This window comes from Pseudomonas sp. NPDC089530 (assembly GCF_050280705.1).
In the GTDB taxonomy this organism is placed as follows: Bacteria; Pseudomonadota; Gammaproteobacteria; order Pseudomonadales; family Pseudomonadaceae; genus Aquipseudomonas.
The window spans coordinates 1-22570 of the sequence record NZ_JBNNVU010000029.1; the positions used below are offsets into that span (position 1 = coordinate 1).

Sequence of the window (22570 nt, forward strand, 5' to 3'; positions counted from 1 at the left end):
CCAGGACGAAGTCGAACAGGCGATCCGCCAGGTCATGGCTGTTGAGCAGGTGGGTCGGCAGGTTGATCGACACCGGGATGTCGTAGTCCTGTTGGCGCCAGCGCGCCTGGGCCTGGATGGTCTGGCGCAGCACCAGCCACAGCAGGTCTTCCTCCAGGTCGTAGGACTTGATCGCGGGCAGAAAGGCGTCGGGCAGCAACATGCCCCGGGTCGGATGCATCCAGCGGACCAGGGCTTCGGCGGCGACTATCCGGCCATTGAACAGGGACTTCTTGGGCTGGAACCAGGCCTCGAATTGCTCGTCCCGGATGGCCTGGGCCAGTGTCGCCTGAGTGAGCAGGGCGGTGGGCAGGGGGTGCGGCGAGCTGGGCTGGGAGACGCTCAATTGGGTGGTCAGGGTCTGCAGGGCGGCCAGATTCACCGGCTTGGAAATCAGGCCGATGACTTTCACCCCAAGGTTCTTGGCCGCCAGGCTAGCGCTCATCAGCATGCGCCGCGAAGCCGAACTCATGATCGCCAGGGCGGGTTTGTAGGGCAGGGTCGCCAGGCCCTGGATGAACTGCACGCCGTCCATTCCCGGCATCAGCAGGTCGGTGAGCACCAGGTCGAACTTGCGCCATTTCAAGCGTTCCAGCGCCTCTTCGCCATCCCTTGCGCCTTCCAGGTAATAGGGGCCCAGCTCACCGAACAGATGCTGCAGGTACATATGCTGGAAGGGGTGGTCTTCAACGATCAATATGCTACAGGGCTTCATGTTTCGCTCTTTCATAGGGCGCTAGGTAATTGAACAGGGCGCGCAGTGCAAAAGGTTTGACCAGGCAATGGTTCATCCCGGCCGCCAGACATTGTTCTTCTTCTCCCCGCATTGCATTGGCCGTGGCGCCGATGATCGGCACCGAGCAGCCGCGGCGACGCAGCTCCTTGGCCAGTTCATAACCATTCATCACTGGCATGTTGACGTCGGTCAGGACCAGATCGAAGCGCTCGGGGTCCCACATCGACAGGGCCTCCTCGCCGTTCGACGCGAGTTCCACGTTGCAGCCCAGCTCTTCCAGCTGATCCCTGAGGATCAACTGGTTGATGACGTTGTCTTCGGCCACCAGAACGTTCAGCTGCAATTGCTTCAGGGCCCAGTGCTCGTTGTGGTTCTCGGTTTTCGCGACCCAGAGCCCCTGGGCCTGGCTGACCGCCCGATGGATGGAGCGCAGGTGGTTGAGGTTCACGTGCCAGGCGCCGTCCTGGAACTGCGGTTCGTTGGTGCCGGTGCCGGTGGCGATGATCAGCGGGCCGGTCCAGTCGGGCTGCAGGCGCTGTTCGAGTTCGCCGGGATGGATCTCGATCAGCAGGCAGTCGCCGACCGGACTGCCCTTCGACGGATGACAAAGCTGGACCCGCGCTCCCCACTGGCTCAGCCAGCCGCCGATGGACTCCGCAAGTTCGCGCACGCTGGACATGACATAGAGGGTTTCCGGCAGCAGCTGCGTGCCGGGCAGGGTGACCGGCTCGTCGATCGCGGCCTCCAGGGGCAGGGTGAGGGAGAAGCTGCTGCCCAGGCCGAGTTCGCTGACCATGCGCAGGCTGCCATTCATCAACTGGGTGAGGCGCTGGCAGATCGGCAGGCCCAGGCCGGTGCCCGCCACCACGTTGGCGTTGCCGCCGGTCTGGTAGAACGGCTCGAAGATGAACGGCTGGTGGTCCTGGGCAATGCCTTTGCCGGTGTCGGAGACCTGCCACAGGATGCTGGAGCGCTCGCCATCGCGGCTCAGCAGGTTGACCCGCAGCACGATGCGTCCGAAGTCGGTGAACTTCACCGCGTTGTTGAGCAGGTTGCTGACGATCTGCCGGATGCGCGTGACGTCGCCGATCAGCCGCTCGGGGATTTGCGGGTCCACGCAGGCGTAGAGCAGCAGGCCCTTGTTCGAGGCCGCCGCGGCATAGCCCTGGACCAGTTCGTGGACCAGGTCCAGCGGCGAGAATTCGGTCAGCTCCAGGGCCAGTTGCCCGGCTTCGATTTTCGACACGTCCAGCACATCGCAGATCAATTGCAGCAGGGTCGAGGAGGACGATTCGATGGCGCGCAGGTAGTCGCGCTGCTGCAGGTCCAGCTGGGTGCGCGAGAGCAGTTCCAGGGTGCCCAGCACGCCATACAGCGGCGTGCGGATTTCATGGCTCATGGTGGCGAGAAACAGGGTTTTCGCTTCGTTGGCGGCGTCGGCCATCTGCCGCGCTTCTTCCAGGGCGGCTTCCACCTGCTTGCGCGCGCTGATGTCGCTGAAGGCGCAGAACAGCACATCCTCGCCCTTGTAGCGGGTAGGGGCGGAGCTCAGGTAGAGGTGGCGGCCGTCGGCGGTCTCGAAGTAGTCGAAACGGTTCGGCTCATGGCTCTTGAAGGCTTGCTGGATCCAGCCGGCGCAGAGTATTTCCCGTTCGATGCCGTTGCCCAGCCATTGTTGCGCCAGGGTGTTTTCCAGCACCACCTGGCCATCGGTACGGCGCAGCACGCACAGGGCCACGGGCGCGGTCTGGATCACATCGCGACTGAACAGCTCGCTTTCCACCAGGGCCTGGATGCGGCTGAGCGCGGGGGTGATGAAGCGGTGCTCGATACGCCGGGTCAGCAGGCCGATCAGGCTGATGCTGAACAGGCAGAACACCAGGGTGCCGGCCAGCTGCGGCCAGAGCGCGCGCAGCAGGGCCTGCAGGCTGAAGGAGTAGACCAGTTGCCAGTCGGAGGTCATCAGTTGCTTGCGGATCACCAGGTGGTCGGGCCACCAGCCGCTGCCGACGAAACCGAAGAAGTTGTTCCCCTGCAATTGTTGCAACGCCTGGCCGAGGCGCGCGGACGGGGTGTTGGTGAACAGCAGGGCGCCTTCGGAGTTGAACATCATGAACTCGCCGGCGCTCTGGTCGCTCAGGGCCTTCAGCACTTCCCGGCCGTTCATTTCCAGGCCCAGCCAGCCGGACGCTTCGGCACGATCGTCGACGCGGGTGAAAATGTACAGCTGCGAGTTCTGCGTGGACTGGTCGGTGAGCCACAGCTCGTTGGTGGCTGAAAGCTCGTCGTACTGCAGCAGGGCGAGCTTGTCGAGAATGACCCTGGGCAGCGGCGGGGCATCCGGGTTACTGTTGTACAGGCGCTTGACCTGGGCCTTGGGGCCGGGGCCGACATACAGCAGGTTGACCTGGCGCTCCTTGAAGTACTCGCGCATGCGCAGGTTGAGCCAGAGGCTCCACCGATCGTCGCTGTCGCCCAGTTCCAGGCGCAGCTCTTCGCTGTCGGGCTGATAGGTCAAGGGCACGGCCTGCTTGGACTCGCGCACCGCCGACAGGCTGAGGCTTTCCAGCAAGGCTTCGCGATTGGTGAAGAAGGTCTGGGCTTCGGCGATAGCGCTGCTCATGTAGCCCCGGCGCCGGGAAATGTCGTTGCTGAGGGTGGAATTGAGGAAGTTGTAGGCCGCGCCGAGGATCCCGATCAACAGAATCAGGGCGAAAAGACGCAACAACCGGCTGGCGGCTTCGGGACTGGAAAACACGGGACTGATCTGATGGAGGTAGGTCTTTAATCTCATGGACCCACTCTAAATAAAGCCTCAAAAATCCGGGATAGGACGATCCTTAAAGTCGGTTATCTTTCATCGTGGACAGCCCGGTCCAGACCGAAAGGACGTGCTCGCGCAGCTGTCCTTTCGACCGGGTCCTTCAAGGGCAACGACAGCCTCAGACCATCGCCAGGCGCTGCTTGCCCAGCGGCGCGGGGAAGGCGCGGTCGATGGCGGCCAGGTCCTCGGCGTCCAGGCGCAGTCCGGCCGCCTCTGCGTTCAGCCGCACGTGCTCGGGATGCACCGCCTTGGGAATGGCGATCACCCCTTCCTGGCGCAGGACCCAGGCCAGGGACACCTGGGCGGTGGTCACGCCATGGCGCTCGGCGATTTGGCGCAGCGTGGGGTGGCGCAGCAGCTTGCCGGCCTGGGCGATCGGGCAGTAGGCCATGATTGGCAGGCCCTGGCGTTGCGCGGCGGGCAGCAGGTCGAACTCGATGCCGCGCTCTTCGATGTTGTACAGCACCTGGTTGGTGGCACAGGCCGGGCTCGCCAGCTCAGCGAGGTCATCGAGGTCGAGGTTGGAAACGCCCCAACGGCCGATCTTGCCGTCCTCGCGCAGGCGCTCGAAGGCTTCCACCGTTTCCTCAAGGGGGTATTGCCCCCGCCAGTGCAGTAGGTACAGGTCGATATAGTCGGTGTCCAGGCGCCGCAGGCTGCGTTCGCAAGCCTGGGGAATGCCTTTGCGGCTGGCGTTGTGCGGGTACACCTTGCTGACCAGGAACACCCGGTCGCGCTGGCCGGCGATGGCGGCCCCGACCACTTCTTCCGCGCCGCCCTCGGCGTACATCTCGGCGGTATCGATCAGGCTCAGGCCTCGTTCGATACCCGCCTGCAGGGCGGTAATCTCGGCGTTGCGCTGGTGGCGCTCCTCGCCCATGCGCCAGGTGCCCTGGCCTATCACCGGGACGGGCACGCCCGCCAGATCGAGTGTTCGCATGACTATTCCTATTTTCAGGCGGGCAGGTCAGCGATATCGCGTATGCCCAGCCGCTGTTGCTCAGAGGTCAACGGCTTACCCATCCCCGACCAGCCCTAACGGCTCGGCTTCGTACTGTTGTCCCCAGCACCGAACGGCCGTATCACCCATATCAAGATCACGACAAACCTTTGAAACGCCCAGGCCCTTGTCCTTGATCCTCCTCATGACTTCCAGCTTGAAGCTGTCGTCGAATGTTCTGCGTTTGTCGGTCATGAAAAACGCCTCGATAGATGCGTTCTCCAGCTATCGAGGCGTTCCGTTTCATCAAGGCGCTGGAAACAGGTTTGGTCCAAAAATATCTGCATCATCAATGGGGCCTTGGCCCCAGAGGTTCGTCATCACTGGAGGGACCAAGGATTGAACCTGAGTCGACAGGATATTCCAGACGGAGAGTCCGGTCGCCGCTTGCAGGTACCCAGCTTGTTGGACACCAGACCAGCTAGATCCGTTAGAGGAGGTGACGTACAGAAGTTGCCCATCCGGCTGGCTATTGCTACCAACGCCCTGGAAGAAGACGTAAAGCTGGTTGTTGTAAACGATCGCCGCCGGACTCGAACTCGCTATCTCGTTTGAGCCCGAACTGGGAATAATATGATTAACGTTTGGGCTGTAGCTGCTGCCATTGAATATGACATAGCTGAGCGTATTGTTCGGTGACGCGAAGAAGCAATAGATGTTGTTGTTAAACACCACCGCAGAAGGCGACTGGTTAGCCATCAGCCCCATAGCTTGCCCTGTGGCCCCGTTCACAAGTTGCTTGTCGCCGGACCAGGTCAGTGGGCCGGCAGGGTTGCAGGGTGCGCTGTTGCACCAAAGCTGACTGTCAGTGCCAGATGAGGTGCCACTGGTGCCCGTGTGGAAGAGGTAGATCGTATTATTAAACACGACGGTCGATGGGGAGTCCCACATGCCCGTACCGGGGACCTTGTACAGGGTGCTCCAACTGCTTCCGTCGGCAGACCACAGGTAGTAGGGGACATCTCCCTCTTTCGATGCGGGCATGAATACATAGAGGAGGTTGTCCGAGACCAACAGATTCGGACACCACGACAGAATGGCATTCTGACCGGAGTAATAGGTTGAGGAGACGGTGGGGACCACTTGGTGTTGCGTGCTCCAGCTGAGTTGGCCGTTGTAGGCTACGTAGCACAGCTCGCCGTTATTGCCGCCCCCTTCATACAGCACCCAGAGGGCGTAGTTGTTGAGTAGGACCGCCGCTGGCGATCCGGACATGGAGACATTCGGTATCTGGTTCCAGCCCGTCCAGCTATTGCCATTAAACAGGCAGTAGCCGAGCTGTCCGACGCTTGAGCCCTGCACAAAGACATACAGTTCACCGTTGTACACCGCAGCAGACGGCGAGTTCGACATTGCCATGTTGCCCGGGCTCACCTGGATGTTCGAGGTCCAGCTGCTTCCATTGAATACATTGTAAAAGAGTTCGCCGCAGTACCCGCCCCCCTGATAAAAGAGGTAAAGCTGATTGTTATACACCACAGCAGACGGCGAGGCCGACCCACCACCAACGGGCGGCTGGACCTGCCCGCCCCACGTCGACCCGTCACTGCAGGTGTTGTAGCACCAACTTACGCCAACCCCCTGATAGAAGACATACAGTTCATCGTTGAAAACCACTGCGGATGGAGAGTTTTCCATCAGTACTTCGCCCGCAGAGTTTATCCAAACTGGCGAGGCCCAACTGCTCGTGCTCGGATTGTAGGTCACGTAGCAGAGCTGCCCGTTATTGCTGGCCCCCTGGTAGAAAACGTAGATCTCGTTTTTGAACACGACCGCGGACGGTGTCCCGGAGAGCATGACACCGGGGATCTGGGTTTCAGGCAACCAGGTGGCCGCCCCACCGGCGTTGCCGTTACACCACAGTTGACCACCTTGATTGTAGAAGCTGTAAATCACATTGCCGAAGTTCACCGCACACGGCGATGCCGACAGTACCTGCGGATTCACTTGGGTAGCACCGCTCCAGCTGGTGCTGTTCATCACGTTGAACCAGAGCTGGCCACTAGCACCGCCCCCTTGGTGCAGGATATAGAGATTGTCGTTGCACACAGCGACCGCGGGTGCATAGGTAATGGGCGCGGCTGCCGGCGGTGGCCCATTCATGACCAAGGGGGTCGCAGGTACTTTATCGACGTAGCCCTCAAGCGAGGTACCCCCGGAGCTTGTCATCGATGCGATGTAAGTGCAGCCATCGGGTTGACCATTTGCTTCGCCTTGGTAGCAGACAAGGATCTGATTATCGCAGACGACGGCCGACGGTGAGTACGAGAGGTTGACCCAAGAAACCTGGGTGTCGCCAGACCAACTGCCAGTGCTCGACAGGCAGTCGTAGAAAAGGTCATTGTCGGGTTGTCCGCCTCCTTCGCCCTGGTGGAAGACGTAGAGCTGATTGTTGTAGACGACAGGCGCCGGCGAGTACGCAATTCCAACGCCGGGGACTTGTTGGCTGCCGGACCAGGCTCCTGCAGTCGACAGACAGTCATAGTACAGCCCGCTATTGCCCTGCCCACCCGCGCCGCCTTGGTAAAAGACGTAGAGCTGGTTATTGAAAACAACTGCCGAAGGTGAGTACGACAGGCTAACGTTGGCTACCTGAATCGGGGGCGAACAGGTTCCCGTGGCGGTATCGAAGATCACATACCAAAGCTGCCCGGAGACGGTGTTATCGGCGGTCTGGTAAAAGATGTAGAGCTGGGCCGAGGTGGCCCCGCTCGGTGTGAACATGACGGCCGAGGGGGTGTACATGAGGCCGATGGTGTTGAGCTGGGTGGCCGATGACGACCACCCGACAAGGTAGGGCGATGTCCACGCATTGGTGCTGGTACTACAGGTGGTATAGCAGAGCTGCCCCTCCTGCTGGAAGAAGGAGTAAAGCAGCGTGTCGGAGACGGCGACCACAGAAGGTGACGCGGACAGGCTAATCGGGCTTGCGGTGCTTGGCGAAGACCAGGTCGACTGGACAGTGCCAACACTTTGGTAAAGGTAGCCACTTTGCCCCGGGCCCTGATACATGCAATACAGCTGATTGTTGAATTCCGTGGCGCTCGGGCTGCACGACATTTGGGCGCCGCTCAGCGTCGTAGTTGGCATCCAGCTGCTGCCATCACTTCCACTATATTGCAGTTGTCCATTTGATCCTGGGCCTTGCCAGAAGCAATACAGTTCATCGTTGAAAATGACGGGGGCGGGGGAGTTTGAGAGCCTTATCGGGGCCATTTGGGTGTCGCCGACCCAGCTGCTGCCATTGAAAGCGTTGACATAGATATTCCGAGAGTTTCCAGAACCCTGATGGAACACAAGTAGTTCACCGTCGTACACGATGGCGCATGGCTCGGCACTAATGCCCCCGCTGCTATCGGTGTTATTGGAGTTGCTCCAGTTTCCATTATATGTGCTGTACAACAGTTGCCCATTGTTACCACTGCCCTGGTACAGGACATACAGCTCGCCGTTGTACACCGCGGCGGCCGGCGAAACAGACATACCAACTCCCGCTACCTGCTTGTTGGCCGCCCAGCTGGTGCCATTGAACACGCTGTACCACAGTTGTCCATTATTACCCCCGCCCTGGTGGAACACATAGAGCTGGTAGTTGAACACGACGGCGCACGGCGAACAGGAAATACTCACGTTATCAACCTGAATGGCGTCAGACCAGGTTGTTCCATTGAACACACTGTAATAGAGCCCGGGGGTGGTGCTCCCGAGAGGCGTGCCCTGGTAGAAGACATACAACAGATCGTTGAACACGACTGCGGAGGGCCCGAACTCTGGGGTGAACTTGGTGGGTTCTGGCGTATCGGTGAGGCAGAGGCCAGACTGAACCAACGTCGTGCTTGCGGACCAGCCGCTCCCACTGCAGGTAGAATATTGGAGTATTCCCCCGCTCTGGGTGAATACATAACTCACGTTGTTGTAGTTGACGGCTGACGGGGCATCCGTTATCGCGTTAGCCAACTCTAGGCCCTCCAGTGCTGGGCCAATACCCCATGTTTTAGCGGCATCCGCGCCTTCGGATTTCACTATGCCAAAACTAATTTTCCCTGCTGTCACTGCCGCAGTTTCACCACCATCGATAAATACGAAACCCAGGTCTGCGGCCACCATTTCCGCCACAGTGACTGTCGCCGTGATACCAAATGCCATGATATTTCTCCTTGTTTTCGCAACAGCCAATGGACTTTGCGTCGCCCGTCCGTGGCCGTAATAATGTTGCTTCGGCAATCTAGCGTGCAGGCGAAAAGATCAAAGTGTTACATCACCTTCAACCACAGAGCCTGCCTACCATGATCCGTACATCTACTTCTGGGGTGTACTTACCGTGCCCACCCGTTACAACTCTCTTTCCGCATGATCGATGCGGTCCTCGACGAACACCGTTCAGCGGTCGATGAAGAAGCCCATGTCCAATGCACTGATAATGCGAGGGCGTGCAGCCGTCTGAGCCCCAGTACACAGAGGCCACTTATCCGCAGTGCTGCGAATAAGCAGTGGCCAGCCGTATGTCGTATTGATTCTTTGCGTAATCGGGTCCGTTGTAGGCAGCTGCAAAAACGGCCCAGTCCTTCGTCCTCAACGCGTCGCGGAACGGAGGCCGATCGATGAACTGCACGAATGCCGCCAGCTGTTCATCTGCTCCTGCACGATGTGCTTCGGCGAAGTCGCGCACTGTCGAAAAGCCGCATGTGGGATAGTTGAAGCCCATTAACTGGAACGTCCCCCAACTGGCGGACTCCAATGCAGCGTCGTGGTCCAGGGCCATAGCGGCATTAAGCCTGGCCCATTCTCCTTCCAGCGAACCGGCATACTTGGACTTGTCCCAGTGCGGATAACTCAGGTCGGGAGCAGTGGCATCAAAGCGCCCGCTCGTAAGTCGGTGAAAGATGTGCCCCTCGAAGAGCACCTTCGGTTCATTGGACGGCGGTGGAAGGAAGCCGGTGCCAGCCGACTCAACGCTGGCGACGGCCTGCAGGCATGCGACTTCCACGCCAAGATTTTGTGCCGATGCGGTCCATGCCTGATCCGAGATAATTAGACTCATGCTTGTTTCCTCTAAGGTAGTGGTGCAGGTGAACTCGTGTTGTCGCCGGTAGATTCCCTCGGCGCAGTGGCAACTGGCAGAGGGATGGCGGTTGACGTCTGTGGGGTACCCGAGGGTATTGACAGCGTGTACTGGACCGGCGGCAGGTACACGGTCTTGTCGGGCAGGTTGAACTGATAGTGATGGAAGAGCGTGGCGCAGATCAGTCCTGCTCCAAGCACAACCAGAACGATGCCGGGAGAGGACGTGTTCAGCGCTACCTTCAATTGCGGTGTTTCTCCGCTGAGGGAGGTGGCTGGTTCTTGTAATCGACCCAGCACGAAGACCGCACCGACCAGGCACAGCACCATTCCGGTCAAGAAGCCGAGGTTCAGCAACGAGGCCTGACGCAGAATCACCGCGTTGGTGGCCTGCTCTCTTGCTCGAAGCGTTTCACGCTCGAGCGTCACCAGGGCGTTCCATCGCATCAGCTCGGCCTTGGCTGTGCTTTCCAAGCCGCCAAAGGATGCTGGTGCTTCCTCGACTTCAGGGGCAGTTTGCAGCTCGACGCGCATCAGGTGTATCTGGATAAAACTACTCAGAAAGAACAGAAGCCCCATCACAGCAATGGCTCGAGTCATAAAGGGGAGGACCTTCAATTGCCATTGGTCGTTGGTCGCCGGCAGTGTTTCGATGGGAGCGTTCATGGTCCGTGTTCTCTCCTCGCAATTGAGACGTTGCACTGCGAACCTCTCGGCGTGGTGTCATGCAGATAGCCAGCTGTAGCATCAGCTCCGTTGCTATCGACTTTCAGCCGCCTTTTCCCTTCACCTGAAGCCAGTGGATGACGGCATACCGCGGGGCGGTAATGAGCTCGCCAGAGGATTTGGTTCGACGATCAGGAGGCTAGTTCGAGCGTTTGGAACCTCGCTAGTACCAACGACGTTTCCACTGCTCTCGTATCCTGAACCGCAGACATCGACGTCGGCGCCAACACTGCAGAACAGTGCGCCGGGATGTCGACGTGGCGAACAAGTTGGGAAAGCCTTTGGCTCGGCGGGGGGACTTTCTTACCGTCCGACTTGCAGAGTCCCGCATTGTCGGTCGCTGAATCACCGCGGTGCTCAAGGGGGGAGGGCGAGGCCCAGACGCTGGCACCAGAACACTGCTACAGACACCGAGTCAGTTCAGCGGCATTCAACAAGTGGTGGAACAGATTCACCGGGATTGAGTCGTCGCTGATTGCTCGGTCCAAGGAGCGGTAGAACGAGAACCAGCGATGGCTCGACTCGATGTGGCAGGGGGGAGCATTCAGTGCCAGAGCATTAGCTCAAGACTTCCGCTGTCTTGTGTCGTTCACCTGCGATGCCAAGATTGCGGCACAGGACATCACTGGCCAGTTGGATCGCCTGCTCACATCGCTTCAATGCCCATTCGAACGGGGCTTTCCATGCCTTGGCATAGGCATGCCAAGTAATCCCCAGGGTCTGAGCGCGAGCCAAATCTGAACAAGGGCGACGACCACTGCCCAGGCACTTTTGACAGGGCCCGGAGCGTCCATGAGCAAGCTGATATCCGGCTCCCTGACATATCGAGCAAATCACCGCGGTACTCAACTCGACCAACACGCCACGAGTAAGGCGTTGATAGACGGGGCTGGGAGAGGGCCATCGTTGTTCTTTAGCCTCTTCCATCGCGCTTCGATAGGAAGTAAGGCTACTTGCCGGGTTTTGCGAGCGATGCTTGAACGCGGTCAGCTCGAGCTCCGCTATGTCATGAGTCAGCTGGGTAGTTAAAGCCTGAATCGCACGTGTCTTGCATTGGTCCAGCACTTGCCGCAACAGCATTCGCTCTATGTCTCGTTTGTTGTGGGATGCGCTATCCGGCCACCAGACGTAGCAGAACAATTCTCTCGAGAATTCATCGTTGATCATCCTCAATGCAGCTGATACCTCTTGTGAGGATAATGCTGAATAGCCTCTCTGAATTACGCTCCATTCCGAACTGTTTTGAGCCCTGCAGCACAGTAAAGTACGACCGTCCATAGTCCTTCTCCATAGAAGTCACAGCGACTCGGATGTCGTCCTGCCGGGCGCACTCACCATCGCGTTCGATCGGTCCCTTCTCGAGCGCTAGACGAAGTCGGTTACCCCGTAGGCAACCCGCTCAGGGACGTGTATGGAGATCGTGCTGAGAGCAATGAATGTGAATCCCAAAAGAGTGATTTCAGGCCTCTCGCCTGGTGAACTCCCCGGAGGAACTGGTCCGACGGTGAGGACGCTAGTTAGCGGTTTTGGAACCTTGCCAGTACCAATGCGTTGGCTCTGCGACCTCGTGGACGTCGCAATCTGTGCGAGCCCAGTAAGCGCAAAGTTGTTGCTGATATTGACCGTGACCCGTTGTGCGCGATGACCACGCAGGCAGAAAAAGATGGGGGTAAGAAGCGCTTCCGATAATTGCCGACCTCGGTAATTGCAAGAGCTAGGGTGGTCTGTCCCGGGCTGAGTGGAGACTGACTCACAGTGGATAATGTCCACCGCAAGGAGCGTTCATGACCCAGACCAGAAGACGTTTCCCGAATCCTTCAACCGCGAGGCGGTAGATCAGGTACTCGCCGGCACACCACGTCGTCTACCCAGATCCTGAGCCAGCGAAGCGCTAGCCCTCACCGCCCTTCGTGCTGGCGCCGGTAAGCCCCCGGCTGCACGCCCACCGCCTTGGCGAAAGCGCGGGTAAAGGCCGCGACCGATTGATAACCCACCGCTGCGCCCACCTGTTCCACGGTGTGGTTGGCCTTGAGCAGCTGGCAGGCATGGCGCATACGCAGCGCCAGCAGCACCTGGCCGGGGGATTGCCCGGCCAGTTCGTTGAAGCGCTTGAAGAAGGCCGAGCGCGACAGCCCGGTGCAGGCCGCCATGCTTTCCAGGGGCCAGGGTTGTTCCGGGCGCTCGATCAGCTGTTCCAGCAGCGCCGCGAACGCCGGGTGCCGGGCCAGTGCCACCAGCCCGCCCAGGCCCTGGTTGTCGGCCACCTGCTGGCGCAAGACATAGAGGAACAGCAGGTGGCTCAGGCGCTCCAGCAGCGTCGAGGAGGGCGCGGGCGTGCGCTGGCACTCGTCCAGGATCAGCTCGAACAGGGCCCGGGCCGCGCTCAGGGACGGATCGCCGGCGCGCAGGACGATCCAGTCCGGCAGGCCGTCGATGATCAGCGACGACAACCCCGGCTTGAAATGAAAGAAGCCGCAGACCAGCCCGACGCCGTCCTCGGCACTGATATCCAGCGCCTGCATGGTCATCTTCGGCTGTGCATGGGCGGCGCCGCATTCTTCGGCGCTGGACAGGCGATAGTCCAGGTCGCGCAGCAGGAACACCCCATCCCCGGCATCCAGGCGCCGGGCCTGGGCCTGCCCCTCGATATGCAGCCAGCAATGTCCTTGCACGATCAGGTGGAAGCTGGCCCGGGCCAGGCCGTGGGTGCTGGCGTGCCAGCCACCGCAGTAGCGGCCGACATGGAACAGGCTGGCATCGAGTTCGAGGCTTTCTAATAACCAATCAACCAGTGGGCTGGACGAAATCATCTAAGGGAAACACTCAGGAGCAAGTAATCGCTACTTTAGAATATGGATCGGAATTCTTATAACCAACAGACTGGTCGGACACCTCTACAACAGGAGTCACCCCATGTCGCGCATCACCCTGCACAGCCTGCAAAGCGCCCCCGAAGCGGCCCGGCCGTTTCTACAGAACGCCCAGAACAACTCGGGGTTCATTCCCAATCTGCTGGGCATCCTGGCCAATGCCCCGGCGGCGCTGGAGACCTACGTTACGGTATCGGCGCTCAATGGCAAGGCCGAGCTGAGCCTGGGCGAGCGAGAAGTGGTGCAACTGGTGGCCGCCACCACCCATGGTTGCGATTTCTGCGTGGCCGGACACACCGCGGTGGCGCAGAACAAGGCCCGGTTGCCGGACGAAGTGGTCAGCGCGTTGCGTGAGCTGGCCCCTTTGCCGGAGGCAAGACTGCAGGCCCTGGCGGCCTTCGCCGCCGAGGTGATCGCCACTCGTGGCAATGTCAGCGAGGCGACCTTCGAGGCGTTCAAGGCCGCTGGCTACAGCGAAGGCAATGCCCTGGAAGTGATTCTCGGGGTGAGCCTGGCGACCCTGTGCAACTTCGCCAACGTGTTCGCCCGCACGCCGCTGAACCCGGAGTTGGCCAAGTACCGCTGGCAGGCGCCGCAGCAGTGAATTGATGGCTTGATTGAAGGCAGGGCGGTTTGGCCCATGCCCCGTGAAAAGGAGAGAACCACATGCTCAATCCCGCATTGAGTCAATGGCTGGACGCCCAGGCCCTGGCCCTGGATCTGGGCCAGTGCGACCCGCAGCAGGTGCTGGCGTGCCTGGCCGAGGCACAGGTGCTGCGGATCGGCATCCCGGCCGAGCAGGGCGGCAGCGGCGGCGATCTGGCCGATGCCGTGGAAGCGGTGGCCGCGGTGGCCAGCCGTTCCCTGGCGGCGGCCTTCGTGTTCTGGGGCCAGCGGGCCTTTATCGAATACCTGCTGCAAAGCCCCAACGGGGCGCTGCGCGAGCGCCTGTTGCCGGACCTGCTCAGCGGCGAACTGGCGGGGGCGACCGGGCTGTCCAACGCGATGAAGTTCTTGTCCGGTATCGAGGCCCTGCAAGTCCGCGCCCAGCCCCGGACCGGCGGCTGGCGCCTGAACGGGCGCCTGCACTGGGTGACCAACCTGCGCAAAAGCGGCTTCGTGGTGGCGGCGGCCATCGAGGACGAGCAGGGCGCGGCGCCCTTTGTCCTGGCGATCCCCGGGGACCTGGCCGGGCTGCGGCGTTCCGAGGACCTGCAACTGATGGGCTTGCAGTCGAGCAACACCGCGGCGCTGGAATTGCAACAGGTCGAGGTCGACCGCGGCTGGTTGCTGCATGAAGATGCCAAGGTCTTTCTGCCGGCGGTGCGCCCGGCCTTCCTCGGCCTGCAATGCGGCATGGCCATCGGTCTGGCCCGGCGCGCGCTGGACGAGGTGGAGGGGCATCTGTCCAGCGGGCGCTCGATCCTGCGCGAGCCGTTGCAGGAACAGCGCCAGCAACTGGAGCAGAGTGTCGATGCGCTCAAGGGTGGCCTGCTGGAGGGGCGTTTCCTCAGTCAGCCGGCGGCCTTGTTCCAGGTGCGCATCGCCCTGGCCGAAGCCGCGGCCAATGCGGTGCAGCTGGAGCTGCAGGCCAGCGGCGGCAAGGCCTACCTCAACGAGCATGGCAGCGGTTTTGCCCGGCGCTGGCGCGAGTCGGCCTTCGTGCCGATCGTCACCCCGAGCCTGGTGCAACTGCGCGCCGAATTGCAGCGTCAGGCCCGGGAAGCGACGGCATGAGCGCGGCCTTGCTCGAAGCGCGGCAGATCAGCCTCGGCTACTCCGGCGAAGCCGGCTGGCAAGCGGTGCTGGAAGGTTTCGACCTGCGCCTGCAGCCGGGGGAGGTGGTGTCGATCCTCGGCCCCAGCGGCGTCGGCAAGTCCAGCCTGTTGCGGGTCCTGGCCGGCTTGCAGGCTTCCTGCGGCGGCAGCGTCAGCCTGTCGGGCCAGCCCCTGGACGGGCCGCACCCGCGGGTGGCCGTGGCCTTTCAGGACCCCAGCCTGCTGCCCTGGCTGAACCTGGAGCACAACGTCGCCTTCGGCCTCGACTTCGCCCGCCAGCCCGTATTGAGCGCGCAGCAGCGCCAGGCGCGGATCGACCGGGCTATCGCCGAGGTTGGCCTGGAACATGCCCGTGGCCATTACCCGGCGCAGCTGTCCGGCGGCATGGCCCAGCGCACCGCGCTGGCCCGTTGCCTGGCCCGCCAGCCCCAGGTGTTGCTGCTGGACGAACCCTTCGGCGCCCTGGATGAAGTGACCCGCGCCGACATGCAGCAACTGCTGCTCAAGGTGATTGCCGAGCACCGCACCGCGGCGCTGATGATCACCCATGACATTGACGAAGCCCTGCTGCTCTCAGAGCGGATCCTGCTACTGGGTAACAGCCCGGCGCGGACCCTCGGCGAGTGGCGCATCGACCTGCCTCAGCCCCGCGCCGAGTGGGTGGAAGAACTGGGCGCCCTGCGTATCGAGATCCTCAAAACCCTTCGGCGGGCGAGCCGCACTCCACAACCCCAAGCCTCGGCCCTGCCTGTGTAGGAGCGAGGCTTGCCCGCGAAAAAACCTCGGAACGGCGCAGTGTCCCTGACACCCCGCCAGCCGTGATGCCTTTCGCGAGCAAGCTTCGCTCCTACGGGAGGCGGCGTTGAAGGCTGGGTTCAACCCCTTGCCCGAATGCACGGAGAACAACCATGTGCCTGGACGATTTCACCCACACCCGTCGCGACTTTCTCAAACTCAGCGCCTTGCTCACCGCCGGGGGCGCCTTGCCGCTGCTCAATAGCCTGCAGGCTCGCGCTGCCTCGGAACCGGACGCGCCGGTGCGCATCGGCTACCTGCCGATCACCGACGCCACGCCCTTGCTGGTGGCCCATAACAACGGCCTGTTCGAGGCCGAGGGCATCCGCTCCGAGCGCCCGGTGCTGCTGCGCAGCTGGGCCCAGGTGATCGAGGCCTTTATTTCCGGGCAGGTCAATGTGATTCACCTGCTGTCGCCCATGACCGTCTGGGCCCGTTACGGCAGCCGGGTGCCGGCCAAGGTGGTGGCCTGGAACCATGTCGGCGGCTCGGGCCTGACCGTGGCGCCGGGCATCACCGAGGTCCGCCAGTTGGGCGGGCAGACGCTGGCGATTCCATTCTGGTACTCGATTCACAACGTGGTGCTGCAGCAATTGCTGCGGGACAACGGCCTGGTCCCGGTGAGCCGGCCGGCCAGCAGTGCCCTGGCCGTCAACGAAGTCAACCTGCTGGTGCTGCCACCGTCGGACATGCCGCCGGCCCTGGCCAGCAAACGCATTGCTGGCTACATAGTCGCCGAGCCGTTCAACGCCCTGGCCGAGGAGCTCAAGGTCGGCCGGGTGCAGCGCTTCACCGGGGATATCTGGCGCAACCACGCCTGCTGCGTGGTGTTCATGCACGAGCAGGATTTGAACCGGCGCCCCGAATGGTCGCAGAAGGTGGTCAACGCCATCGTCAAGGCCCAGCTGTGGACCCGCGACAACCGGGCCGAGGCGGCCCGGCTGTTGTCCCGGGACGGCAGCAACCGCTACACGCCGCACACGCCCCAGGTGCTGGGCCGGGTCCTGGCGCCGGGTGCCGGCGAACGCCAGCAGTACCTGGCGGACGGCGCGATCCGCCACGAACACTGGGACGAGCAGCGCATCGACTTCCAGCCGTACCCGTTCCCCAGCTACACCGAGGAACTGGTCAAGCGCCTCAAGGACACCCTGATCGAGGGCGACAAGGGCTTCCTGGACAATCTCGACCCGCAGTACGCGGCCCGTGATCTGGTGGACGATCGCTTCGTGCGCAACGCCATCGCCGCCGTCGGCGGGCTCCAGGCGTTCGGCTTGCCCGACAGTTTCGAGCGCAGCGAGGAGTTCAGTCTCTGATGGCCAAGGGATCTACATTCAAGGGATTCCCCGCGATGCCCCATTGGCTCCTCGGCGCGGCGGGGCTGCTGGGCCTGCTGGCGCTGTGGTGGCTGGGGGTAGGGCTGTTCGGCAGCGCCGACGGGCTGGCGGCGCGTTTTGCGCCGGCGGCGACCCTGGCCAGCCTCGTGGAACTGCTGGGCCGCGCCGAGTTGTACGAGCACGTGCTGGTCAGCCTCAAACGCATCCTGGTCGGCCTGGCCCTGGCCTTGCTGGTCGGCGTGCCCCTGGGGCTGCTGGTCGGCAGCTACCGCCACCTGGAGGCGGCCACCACCCCGGCGTTCCAGTTCCTGCGGATGATCTCGCCGCTGTCGTGGATGCCGGTGGTGGTGATGCTGATGGGGGTAGGGGATGCGCCAATCTACTTCCTGCTGGCCTTCGCCGCGGTCTGGCCGATCCTGCTCAATACCGCGGCCGGGGTGCGCCAGCTCGACCCGCGCTGGCTGCAACTGAGCCGCAGCCTCAGCGCCACCCGCTGGGAAACCCTGCGCAAGGTGATCCTGCCCGGGGTGCTGGGCCACGTGCTGACCGGCGTGCGGCTGGCCATCGGCATCCTGTGGATCGTCCTGGTACCCTGCGAAATGCTCGGCGTCAGCGCCGGCCTGGGCTATTTCATCCTCGATACCCGCGACCGTCTGGCCTATTCGGAGCTGATGGCCATGGTACTGCTGATCGGCGCCCTGGGCTTTGCCCTGGACAGCCTGGCCCGTGGTCTGCACCGGCGCTGGACGCACTTGCCGTAATGCCGCGACGGGCGCATTGTCAGTGAGCAGTCTGAAGTCATGCTGGCGTTCGATCCGGCGTTGACGCACCGGCGCGCGGGATGCTCGGGCATGAGCGCCGCCGGTGGCCGGCGTGGGCGTCCAGCCTATCTGGAGGTGCGCCATGAGCCAGTATCAACGCCTGCTGCTGGTGATCGACCCGGCAGCCCGGCATTCCCCCGCGATCCAGCGGGCCGCCGCCTTGGCCAAGGCCAGCGGCGCGGCCCTGCATATCGCCGCCTTGCTCAAGCCGGCGTCGATTCTTTCCCTGTTCGAACACAGCGCGCGCGCCGAGGCCCGCGAGCGTTACCGCCGCGAGCACCAGTACTGGTTGCAGGACGAGGTGCAACGGCTGCGTGGCCATGGCGTCACGGTCCACGGCGAGGTGGCCTGGGCCGACGATCTGCTGGCGGAGATCCTGCAGCACGTCGCGGAAATCCAGCCGGACCTGCTGCTCAAGGACGTGCAGCACGAGCCGGCGCTGAAACGCGCCTTTCTCACCCCCATGGACTGGCACCTGCTGCGCCAGTGCCCGGTGCCGCTGTACCTGGTGGGCCGCCTGGGCCATGCCTTGCCGCAGAAAGTGGTGGCGGCGGTCGACCCGCGGCCGGAGTACCAGCACAACGGCCTCAACGACCGCATCATCCACGAAGCCAACAGCCTGGCCCTGCAATGCGATGCCGAGCTGCACCTGTTGCACGCCTATGACGTGTCGTCGGTCTACCTGGGCGATGCCGGGGGCGGCGGCCTGATGCTGGCGGACCTGACCCACGAACTGCGGGTGACCCTGGAACGGGCCTTTCTCGAACTCGCCGAGCGTTATGGCGTGCCCGAAGAGCGCCGGCATTTCATCCTTGGGCAGCCGGTCACGGTGCTGGCGCAGTTCGTCGCCGAACACCAGGCCGATGTGCTGGTCATGGGCCGGGTGCATCGCCAGGGGTTGGAGAAACTGGTGGGCAGCACCACCGAACATGCCCTGTATCAGGTGCCTTGCAGCCTGCTGGCGCTGTAGCCGGGCAGGGGAGGAAAGCCATGAGCGAATATCCGTCATTGCAGATGACCCTGCGCGACCGCAAGGCCGCCGGGCAGGGGCTGGTGCCCGCGCTGGAGAAATACAGCCGCCGGCCCGAGGTGCTGGTGCTGGCGTTGCCCCGGGGCGGGGTGCCGGTGGCCTGGGAAATCGCCCGGGCCCTGGACGTGCGCCTGGACCTGCTGCTGGTGCGCAAGCTCGGCGTGCCCGGCCATGAAGAACTGGCGATGGGCGCGATCGCCAGTGGCGGCATCCGCATTCTCAATCAGGACATCCTGCGCAGCCATCATATCGGCGATGCCGTGCTGCAGGCGGTGACCGCCCGGGAAACCCAGGAGCTGCGGCGCCGCGAGCAGGCCTATCGCGGCCCCCGGGCCGTTCCCGAACTGCGCGGGCGGGTGCTGATCCTGGTGGACGACGGGCTGGCCACCGGCGCCTCGATGCACGCCGCGGTACAGGCGGCGCGTTTGCAGCACCCGGCGCGAATCGTGGTCGCCGTGCCCCTGGCGCCCCAGGAAACCGTGGACGCCCTGAGTTTCGAGGTCGACGAACTGATCTGCCCGATCACGCCGCTGTGGTTCGTGTCGATCGGCAACGGCTATGTGGACTTTTCCCAGACCGCGGACGAAGAGGTGATCGAGCTGTTGCAACAGGCGTGGCAGCGGCCGTGCGAAGGCCCTGGCGGATAGCCCCTCGGGCGGGTCGATACCCGGCGCACCGGAACCAAAATCGCCGTTGCCCCTCCAAGCTGTGCCCGGCGCCTGGTGTCGGCCGGGCGAGGGAGCCACGGGCGAGGGATTTTGCCATTGACGTGACGGTCGCAAGGGCCTGAGCAGGCAAGATATGAAACGAGGGTTCAAGGTTTTCTTCCTGTCGCTGCTGGCCATCGGCCTGGCCGGCTGCATTGCCGCCCCCATCGAAATGACCGCGCAGACCGAACAGCGCCTGCGGGCCCAGGCGCCGATCCGCTTTTTGCTGACCTTCGACGATGGCCCCAGTGCTTCCAGTCTCTACAACCCGACCCAGCGCGTGCTCGACGACCTGCTGGTGAACCCGCTGCAACCGGCGATCAAGGCGGTGTTCTTCGTCCAGACCCGCGCCCCGCGGGCCGGCGGCAGCGAGATCGGCCGCGAGCTGATGGCCCGCGAACATGCCGAGGGCCACCTGCTGGGCTTTCATACGGCCACGCCCTGGCACACCAACCATCGCTCCCTCGACCCCCAGGAACTGGAGGCGTCCCTGAGCAACGGCAGCGCCGATATCGCGCTGATCAGCGGCGTGCCGCCGGTCCTGGTGCGGCCGCCATTCTGGAACTACGACAAGCGCACCTTCGCCGCCTACCGCCGGCATGGCCTGCACGTGTTGCTGACCGACCTCAGCGCCAACGACGGCAAGGTCTGGGGGTTTACCGCCAGCCCACGGCGCCGGGCCAATATGCTGCGCCAGCTGTCGGAGGTGCGCGAACGCATCGCCCTGGGCCAGTTGCCGACGGTGGATGGGGCGATTCCGGTGGTGGTGACCTTCCACGACCTCAATCGCTACACCGCCCGGCATACCCAGGAGTACCTGCAGATCCTGCTGGACAGCGCCAAGGCCACGGGCCTGGCCACCGCGCCCAAGCCGTTCTACGACGACACCGCGGCCCTGCGCCGGGCGGTCATGACCCGCACCGTCGAGAACAGCGAGCAGCCGGTGCGTCTGCCGGGAATCTGGAACTGGTGGTGGGACTCGAACAGCCATTGAGCGCTGCCGACCGTCGATCCGTCGGGGCCGTGGCCGGGCCCGCCCGCAGTGAATCATCGACGGTTTCCAGAGTCGTATGAATACGCCCCAGGCGTTGCCATCAACCGTTCTGCCCCTGGTTCCAGGACACTCCAATGAAGCGACTCGCGATACTTACCCTGACCCTTTGTACCTTGCTGCTAGGAGGCTGTTACACCTACTGGGATGACGACGGCCACTACTACCGTGACCACGACCGCTGGCGCGATCATGGCCGCTATTACCGCGATAACGATCAGGGCAATGGTTGGTATGACCGCCGCGACTACCGGCGTGATCACGACCGGCACCATCGTCACGATGACGACGATGATTGAGTCCCGCGGGCGGTTTCGCTCGAGATGACAACGGCGCCTGTGGGCGCCGTTGTCGTTTGTTCCGGGCGCTGCTGGAAGCCCATGCCGCCGTGGCATGAGTTCCAAGGTCGCTGGCTGGTATATCGCTCACTGTGAAATGTTATCTGATAACATTTTGTCGTTTTATCCCGGACACGCCGTGCCCCGGTCAAACGACCTTCGACATAAGTGAGCGATATGACTCTTTCTACTGGATTGACGGGGCAGGCGGGCGTCGCGCCCCAGGCGCTCGCCGGCAGCACCGCCAAGGCCGGCGCGCGAATGCTGGCCATCGATGCCCTGCGCGGTTTCGTCATGCTGTGCATGCTGCTGGACCACGTGCGTGAGACCTTCCTGCTGCATCGTCAGGTCAGCGACCCGATCGACGCCCTGAGCGTGACCCCGGACTTGTATTTCACCCGCCTGCTCAGCGCGATCTGCGCCCCGGTGTTCATCTTCCTCACCGGCCTGTCGGCCTGGCTCTACAGCCAGAAACACAGCCTCGGGGAGACCTCGGTGTTCCTGCTCAAGCGCGGGTTGTTCCTGGTGTTCCTCGAGCTGACTTTCGTGTGTTTTGCCTGGAACGCCGAATTCCCGCCCAGGACCCTGTGGCTGCAGGTGATCTGGTGCATCGGTCTCTGCATGATCGTGCTGGCCGGCCTGCTGCATTTCAAGCGCGGTTGGCTGATCGTGCTGGGGGTGGCCATAGTCGCCGGGCACAACCTGCTGGATGACGTGGTGCTGGGCCCCGAGTCGCCGTTCTATGTGCCCTGGTCGATCCTCCATCAGCGGGTGTTCATCGACATCACCGAGTTCACCCGGGCGCGCACTACCTATCCGGTGCTGCCGTGGATCGGCGTGATCCTTTTGGGTTGGGCCATAGGCCCCTGGTTCGGCAAGGGCGTGGCGCCGGCGGCGCGCATGTCCCGCCTGCTCAAGCTCGGTGTGGGCCTGCTGCTGGCCTTCGTGTTCATCCGCTACCTGAACGTCTACGGCGAGCAACCCTGGGTGCAGACCGGCGATGCACTGCGCACCTTCATGAGCTTCATGAGCGCGAAAAAGTACCCGCCGTCGCTGATGTTCCTGATGCCAACCCTGGGCCTGGGGCTGATCCTCCTGGCGTATTTCGAGAAGGCCCAGCAACGCTGGTCCACCGCGCAACTGGCGATCTACGGCGGTGCGCCGATGTTCTTCTACCTGCTGCACCTGTACGTGCTCAAGGCCCTGTACCTGCTGGCCGTGGCCGTCTGGGGCACCAACCAGGGCGCCTACTACGGTTTCGACCACCTGTCCGGGGTCTGGCTGTGGAGCCTGATCCTCGGCGTCTTGCTGTTCTTCCCGACCCGCTGGTTCGCGGGCCTCAAGCAGCGCCGCCGGGATATCGCGATCCTCAAGTACCTCTGACGCTGATCCCGGGGGCCTTCATGGCCAGGCGCCATGAATGCTGCTATGCCTTGAAGAACCCTCCACGATTTACCGCA

At 62.7% G+C, this 22570-nt stretch carries 19 protein-coding genes; 10 read left to right on the forward strand and 9 right to left on the reverse strand.

Going from position 1 to position 22570, the window contains the following annotated elements:
• The 9 genes from ACQKQA_RS13505 to ACQKQA_RS13545 all read right to left on the reverse strand — a co-directional run.
• The coding region (locus ACQKQA_RS13505; protein WP_427557966.1) for an EAL domain-containing response regulator at positions 1 to 754 on the reverse strand (754 nt) is incomplete at its 3' end.
• On the reverse strand, positions 741 to 3569 hold the full coding sequence (locus ACQKQA_RS13510; protein ID WP_427557969.1) for a response regulator: 2829 nt from the start codon (positions 3567 to 3569) through the stop codon (positions 741 to 743). The genes ACQKQA_RS13510 and ACQKQA_RS13505, both read right to left, overlap by 14 nt.
• 148 nt (positions 3570 to 3717) lie before the next feature.
• A complete protein-coding gene (locus ACQKQA_RS13515; RefSeq protein ID WP_427557972.1) occupies positions 3718 to 4539 on the reverse strand; it encodes an aldo/keto reductase in 822 nt (273 codons plus the stop codon).
• 75 nt (positions 4540 to 4614) lie between these two features.
• Positions 4615 to 4794 carry a transposase gene (locus ACQKQA_RS13520; protein ID WP_427557975.1) on the reverse strand — a complete coding sequence of 60 codons (180 nt, stop codon included), beginning with the start codon at positions 4792 to 4794 and terminating at the stop codon, positions 4615 to 4617.
• Positions 4795 to 4845: 51 nt separating this feature from the next.
• Positions 4846 to 8745 (reverse strand): hypothetical protein, encoded by a 3900-nt coding sequence (locus ACQKQA_RS13525; RefSeq protein WP_427557978.1) that lies wholly within the window; start codon positions 8743 to 8745, stop codon positions 4846 to 4848.
• A 319-nt stretch (positions 8746 to 9064) separates the two neighbouring features.
• Positions 9065 to 9640 (reverse strand): N-acetylmuramidase family protein, encoded by a 576-nt coding sequence (locus ACQKQA_RS13530; protein ID WP_427557981.1) that lies wholly within the window; start codon positions 9638 to 9640, stop codon positions 9065 to 9067.
• A gap of 11 nt (positions 9641 to 9651) precedes the next feature.
• Positions 9652 to 10326, reverse strand: a complete 675-nt coding sequence (locus tag ACQKQA_RS13535; protein WP_427557984.1) for a hypothetical protein — start codon at positions 10324 to 10326, stop codon at positions 9652 to 9654.
• Between the two features lie 618 nt (positions 10327 to 10944).
• Positions 10945 to 11664 (reverse strand): hypothetical protein, encoded by a 720-nt coding sequence (locus tag ACQKQA_RS13540; RefSeq protein ID WP_427557987.1) that lies wholly within the window; start codon positions 11662 to 11664, stop codon positions 10945 to 10947.
• Positions 11665 to 12284: 620 nt separating this feature from the next.
• The gene (locus ACQKQA_RS13545) at positions 12285 to 13196 is read right to left on the reverse strand and encodes a cupin domain-containing protein (protein WP_427557990.1); all 912 of its coding nucleotides are present in this window, start codon (positions 13194 to 13196) and stop codon (positions 12285 to 12287) included.
• Positions 13197 to 13299: 103 nt separating this feature from the next.
• Here ACQKQA_RS13545 and ACQKQA_RS13550 point away from each other — a divergent pair, with 103 nt between their 5' ends.
• The 10 genes from ACQKQA_RS13550 (at position 13300) to ACQKQA_RS13595 (ending at position 22493) form a co-directional block, all read left to right on the forward strand.
• A complete protein-coding gene (locus ACQKQA_RS13550; protein WP_427557993.1) occupies positions 13300 to 13860 on the forward strand; it encodes a carboxymuconolactone decarboxylase family protein in 561 nt (186 codons plus the stop codon).
• 62 nt (positions 13861 to 13922) lie between these two features.
• Positions 13923 to 14993, forward strand: coding sequence for an acyl-CoA dehydrogenase family protein (locus ACQKQA_RS13555; RefSeq protein ID WP_427557996.1), 1071 nt, complete (start codon positions 13923 to 13925; stop codon positions 14991 to 14993).
• Positions 14990 to 15790 carry an ABC transporter ATP-binding protein gene (locus tag ACQKQA_RS13560; protein ID WP_427557999.1) on the forward strand — a complete coding sequence of 267 codons (801 nt, stop codon included), beginning with the start codon at positions 14990 to 14992 and terminating at the stop codon, positions 15788 to 15790. Before ACQKQA_RS13555 ends, ACQKQA_RS13560 begins: the two co-directional genes overlap by 4 nt.
• Positions 15791 to 15942: 152 nt before the next feature.
• Positions 15943 to 17142, forward strand: a complete 1200-nt coding sequence (locus tag ACQKQA_RS13565; RefSeq protein WP_427558002.1) for an ABC transporter substrate-binding protein — start codon at positions 15943 to 15945, stop codon at positions 17140 to 17142.
• A 35-nt stretch (positions 17143 to 17177) separates the two neighbouring features.
• A complete protein-coding gene (locus ACQKQA_RS13570) occupies positions 17178 to 17924 on the forward strand; it encodes an ABC transporter permease (RefSeq protein WP_427558005.1) in 747 nt (248 codons plus the stop codon).
• Between the two features lie 142 nt (positions 17925 to 18066).
• Positions 18067 to 18954 carry a universal stress protein gene (locus ACQKQA_RS13575; RefSeq protein WP_427558008.1) on the forward strand — a complete coding sequence of 296 codons (888 nt, stop codon included), beginning with the start codon at positions 18067 to 18069 and terminating at the stop codon, positions 18952 to 18954.
• A gap of 20 nt (positions 18955 to 18974) precedes the next feature.
• Positions 18975 to 19661 carry a phosphoribosyltransferase gene (locus ACQKQA_RS13580; RefSeq protein ID WP_427558011.1) on the forward strand — a complete coding sequence of 229 codons (687 nt, stop codon included), beginning with the start codon at positions 18975 to 18977 and terminating at the stop codon, positions 19659 to 19661.
• A 154-nt stretch (positions 19662 to 19815) separates the two neighbouring features.
• The gene (locus tag ACQKQA_RS13585) at positions 19816 to 20715 is read left to right on the forward strand and encodes a polysaccharide deacetylase family protein (RefSeq protein WP_427558014.1); all 900 of its coding nucleotides are present in this window, start codon (positions 19816 to 19818) and stop codon (positions 20713 to 20715) included.
• Between the two features lie 134 nt (positions 20716 to 20849).
• Complete coding sequence (locus tag ACQKQA_RS13590; RefSeq protein ID WP_427558017.1) at positions 20850 to 21071, forward strand: hypothetical protein; 222 nt, start codon at positions 20850 to 20852, stop codon at positions 21069 to 21071.
• Between the two features lie 216 nt (positions 21072 to 21287).
• The gene (locus tag ACQKQA_RS13595) at positions 21288 to 22493 is read left to right on the forward strand and encodes a DUF1624 domain-containing protein (protein ID WP_427558019.1); all 1206 of its coding nucleotides are present in this window, start codon (positions 21288 to 21290) and stop codon (positions 22491 to 22493) included.
• Positions 22494 to 22570 lie beyond the last annotated feature (77 nt).

Bases quoted from the DNA above. Each gene is read 5' to 3' on its own strand.
- ACQKQA_RS13510 (WP_427557969.1), bottom strand. From the start codon at position 3,569: ATGAGATTAAAGACCTACCTCCATCAGATCAGTCCCGTGTTTTCCAGT.
- ACQKQA_RS13515 (WP_427557972.1), bottom strand. From the start codon at position 4,539: ATGCGAACACTCGATCTGGCGGGCGTGCCCGTCCCGGTGATAGGCCAG.
- ACQKQA_RS13520 (WP_427557975.1), bottom strand. From the start codon at position 4,794: ATGACCGACAAACGCAGAACATTCGACGACAGCTTCAAGCTGGAAGTC.
- ACQKQA_RS13525 (WP_427557978.1), bottom strand. From the start codon at position 8,745: ATGGCATTTGGTATCACGGCGACAGTCACTGTGGCGGAAATGGTGGCC.
- ACQKQA_RS13530 (WP_427557981.1), bottom strand. From the start codon at position 9,640: ATGAGTCTAATTATCTCGGATCAGGCATGGACCGCATCGGCACAAAAT.
- ACQKQA_RS13535 (WP_427557984.1), bottom strand. From the start codon at position 10,326: ATGAACGCTCCCATCGAAACACTGCCGGCGACCAACGACCAATGGCAA.
- ACQKQA_RS13540 (WP_427557987.1), bottom strand. From the start codon at position 11,664: ATGGACGGTCGTACTTTACTGTGCTGCAGGGCTCAAAACAGTTCGGAA.
- ACQKQA_RS13545 (WP_427557990.1), bottom strand. From the start codon at position 13,196: ATGATTTCGTCCAGCCCACTGGTTGATTGGTTATTAGAAAGCCTCGAA.
- ACQKQA_RS13550 (WP_427557993.1), top strand. From the start codon at position 13,300: ATGTCGCGCATCACCCTGCACAGCCTGCAAAGCGCCCCCGAAGCGGCC.
- ACQKQA_RS13555 (WP_427557996.1), top strand. From the start codon at position 13,923: ATGCTCAATCCCGCATTGAGTCAATGGCTGGACGCCCAGGCCCTGGCC.
- ACQKQA_RS13560 (WP_427557999.1), top strand. From the start codon at position 14,990: ATGAGCGCGGCCTTGCTCGAAGCGCGGCAGATCAGCCTCGGCTACTCC.
- ACQKQA_RS13565 (WP_427558002.1), top strand. From the start codon at position 15,943: ATGTGCCTGGACGATTTCACCCACACCCGTCGCGACTTTCTCAAACTC.
- ACQKQA_RS13570 (WP_427558005.1), top strand. From the start codon at position 17,178: ATGCCCCATTGGCTCCTCGGCGCGGCGGGGCTGCTGGGCCTGCTGGCG.
- ACQKQA_RS13575 (WP_427558008.1), top strand. From the start codon at position 18,067: ATGAGCCAGTATCAACGCCTGCTGCTGGTGATCGACCCGGCAGCCCGG.
- ACQKQA_RS13580 (WP_427558011.1), top strand. From the start codon at position 18,975: ATGAGCGAATATCCGTCATTGCAGATGACCCTGCGCGACCGCAAGGCC.
- ACQKQA_RS13585 (WP_427558014.1), top strand. From the start codon at position 19,816: ATGAAACGAGGGTTCAAGGTTTTCTTCCTGTCGCTGCTGGCCATCGGC.
- ACQKQA_RS13590 (WP_427558017.1), top strand. From the start codon at position 20,850: ATGAAGCGACTCGCGATACTTACCCTGACCCTTTGTACCTTGCTGCTA.
- ACQKQA_RS13595 (WP_427558019.1), top strand. From the start codon at position 21,288: ATGACTCTTTCTACTGGATTGACGGGGCAGGCGGGCGTCGCGCCCCAG.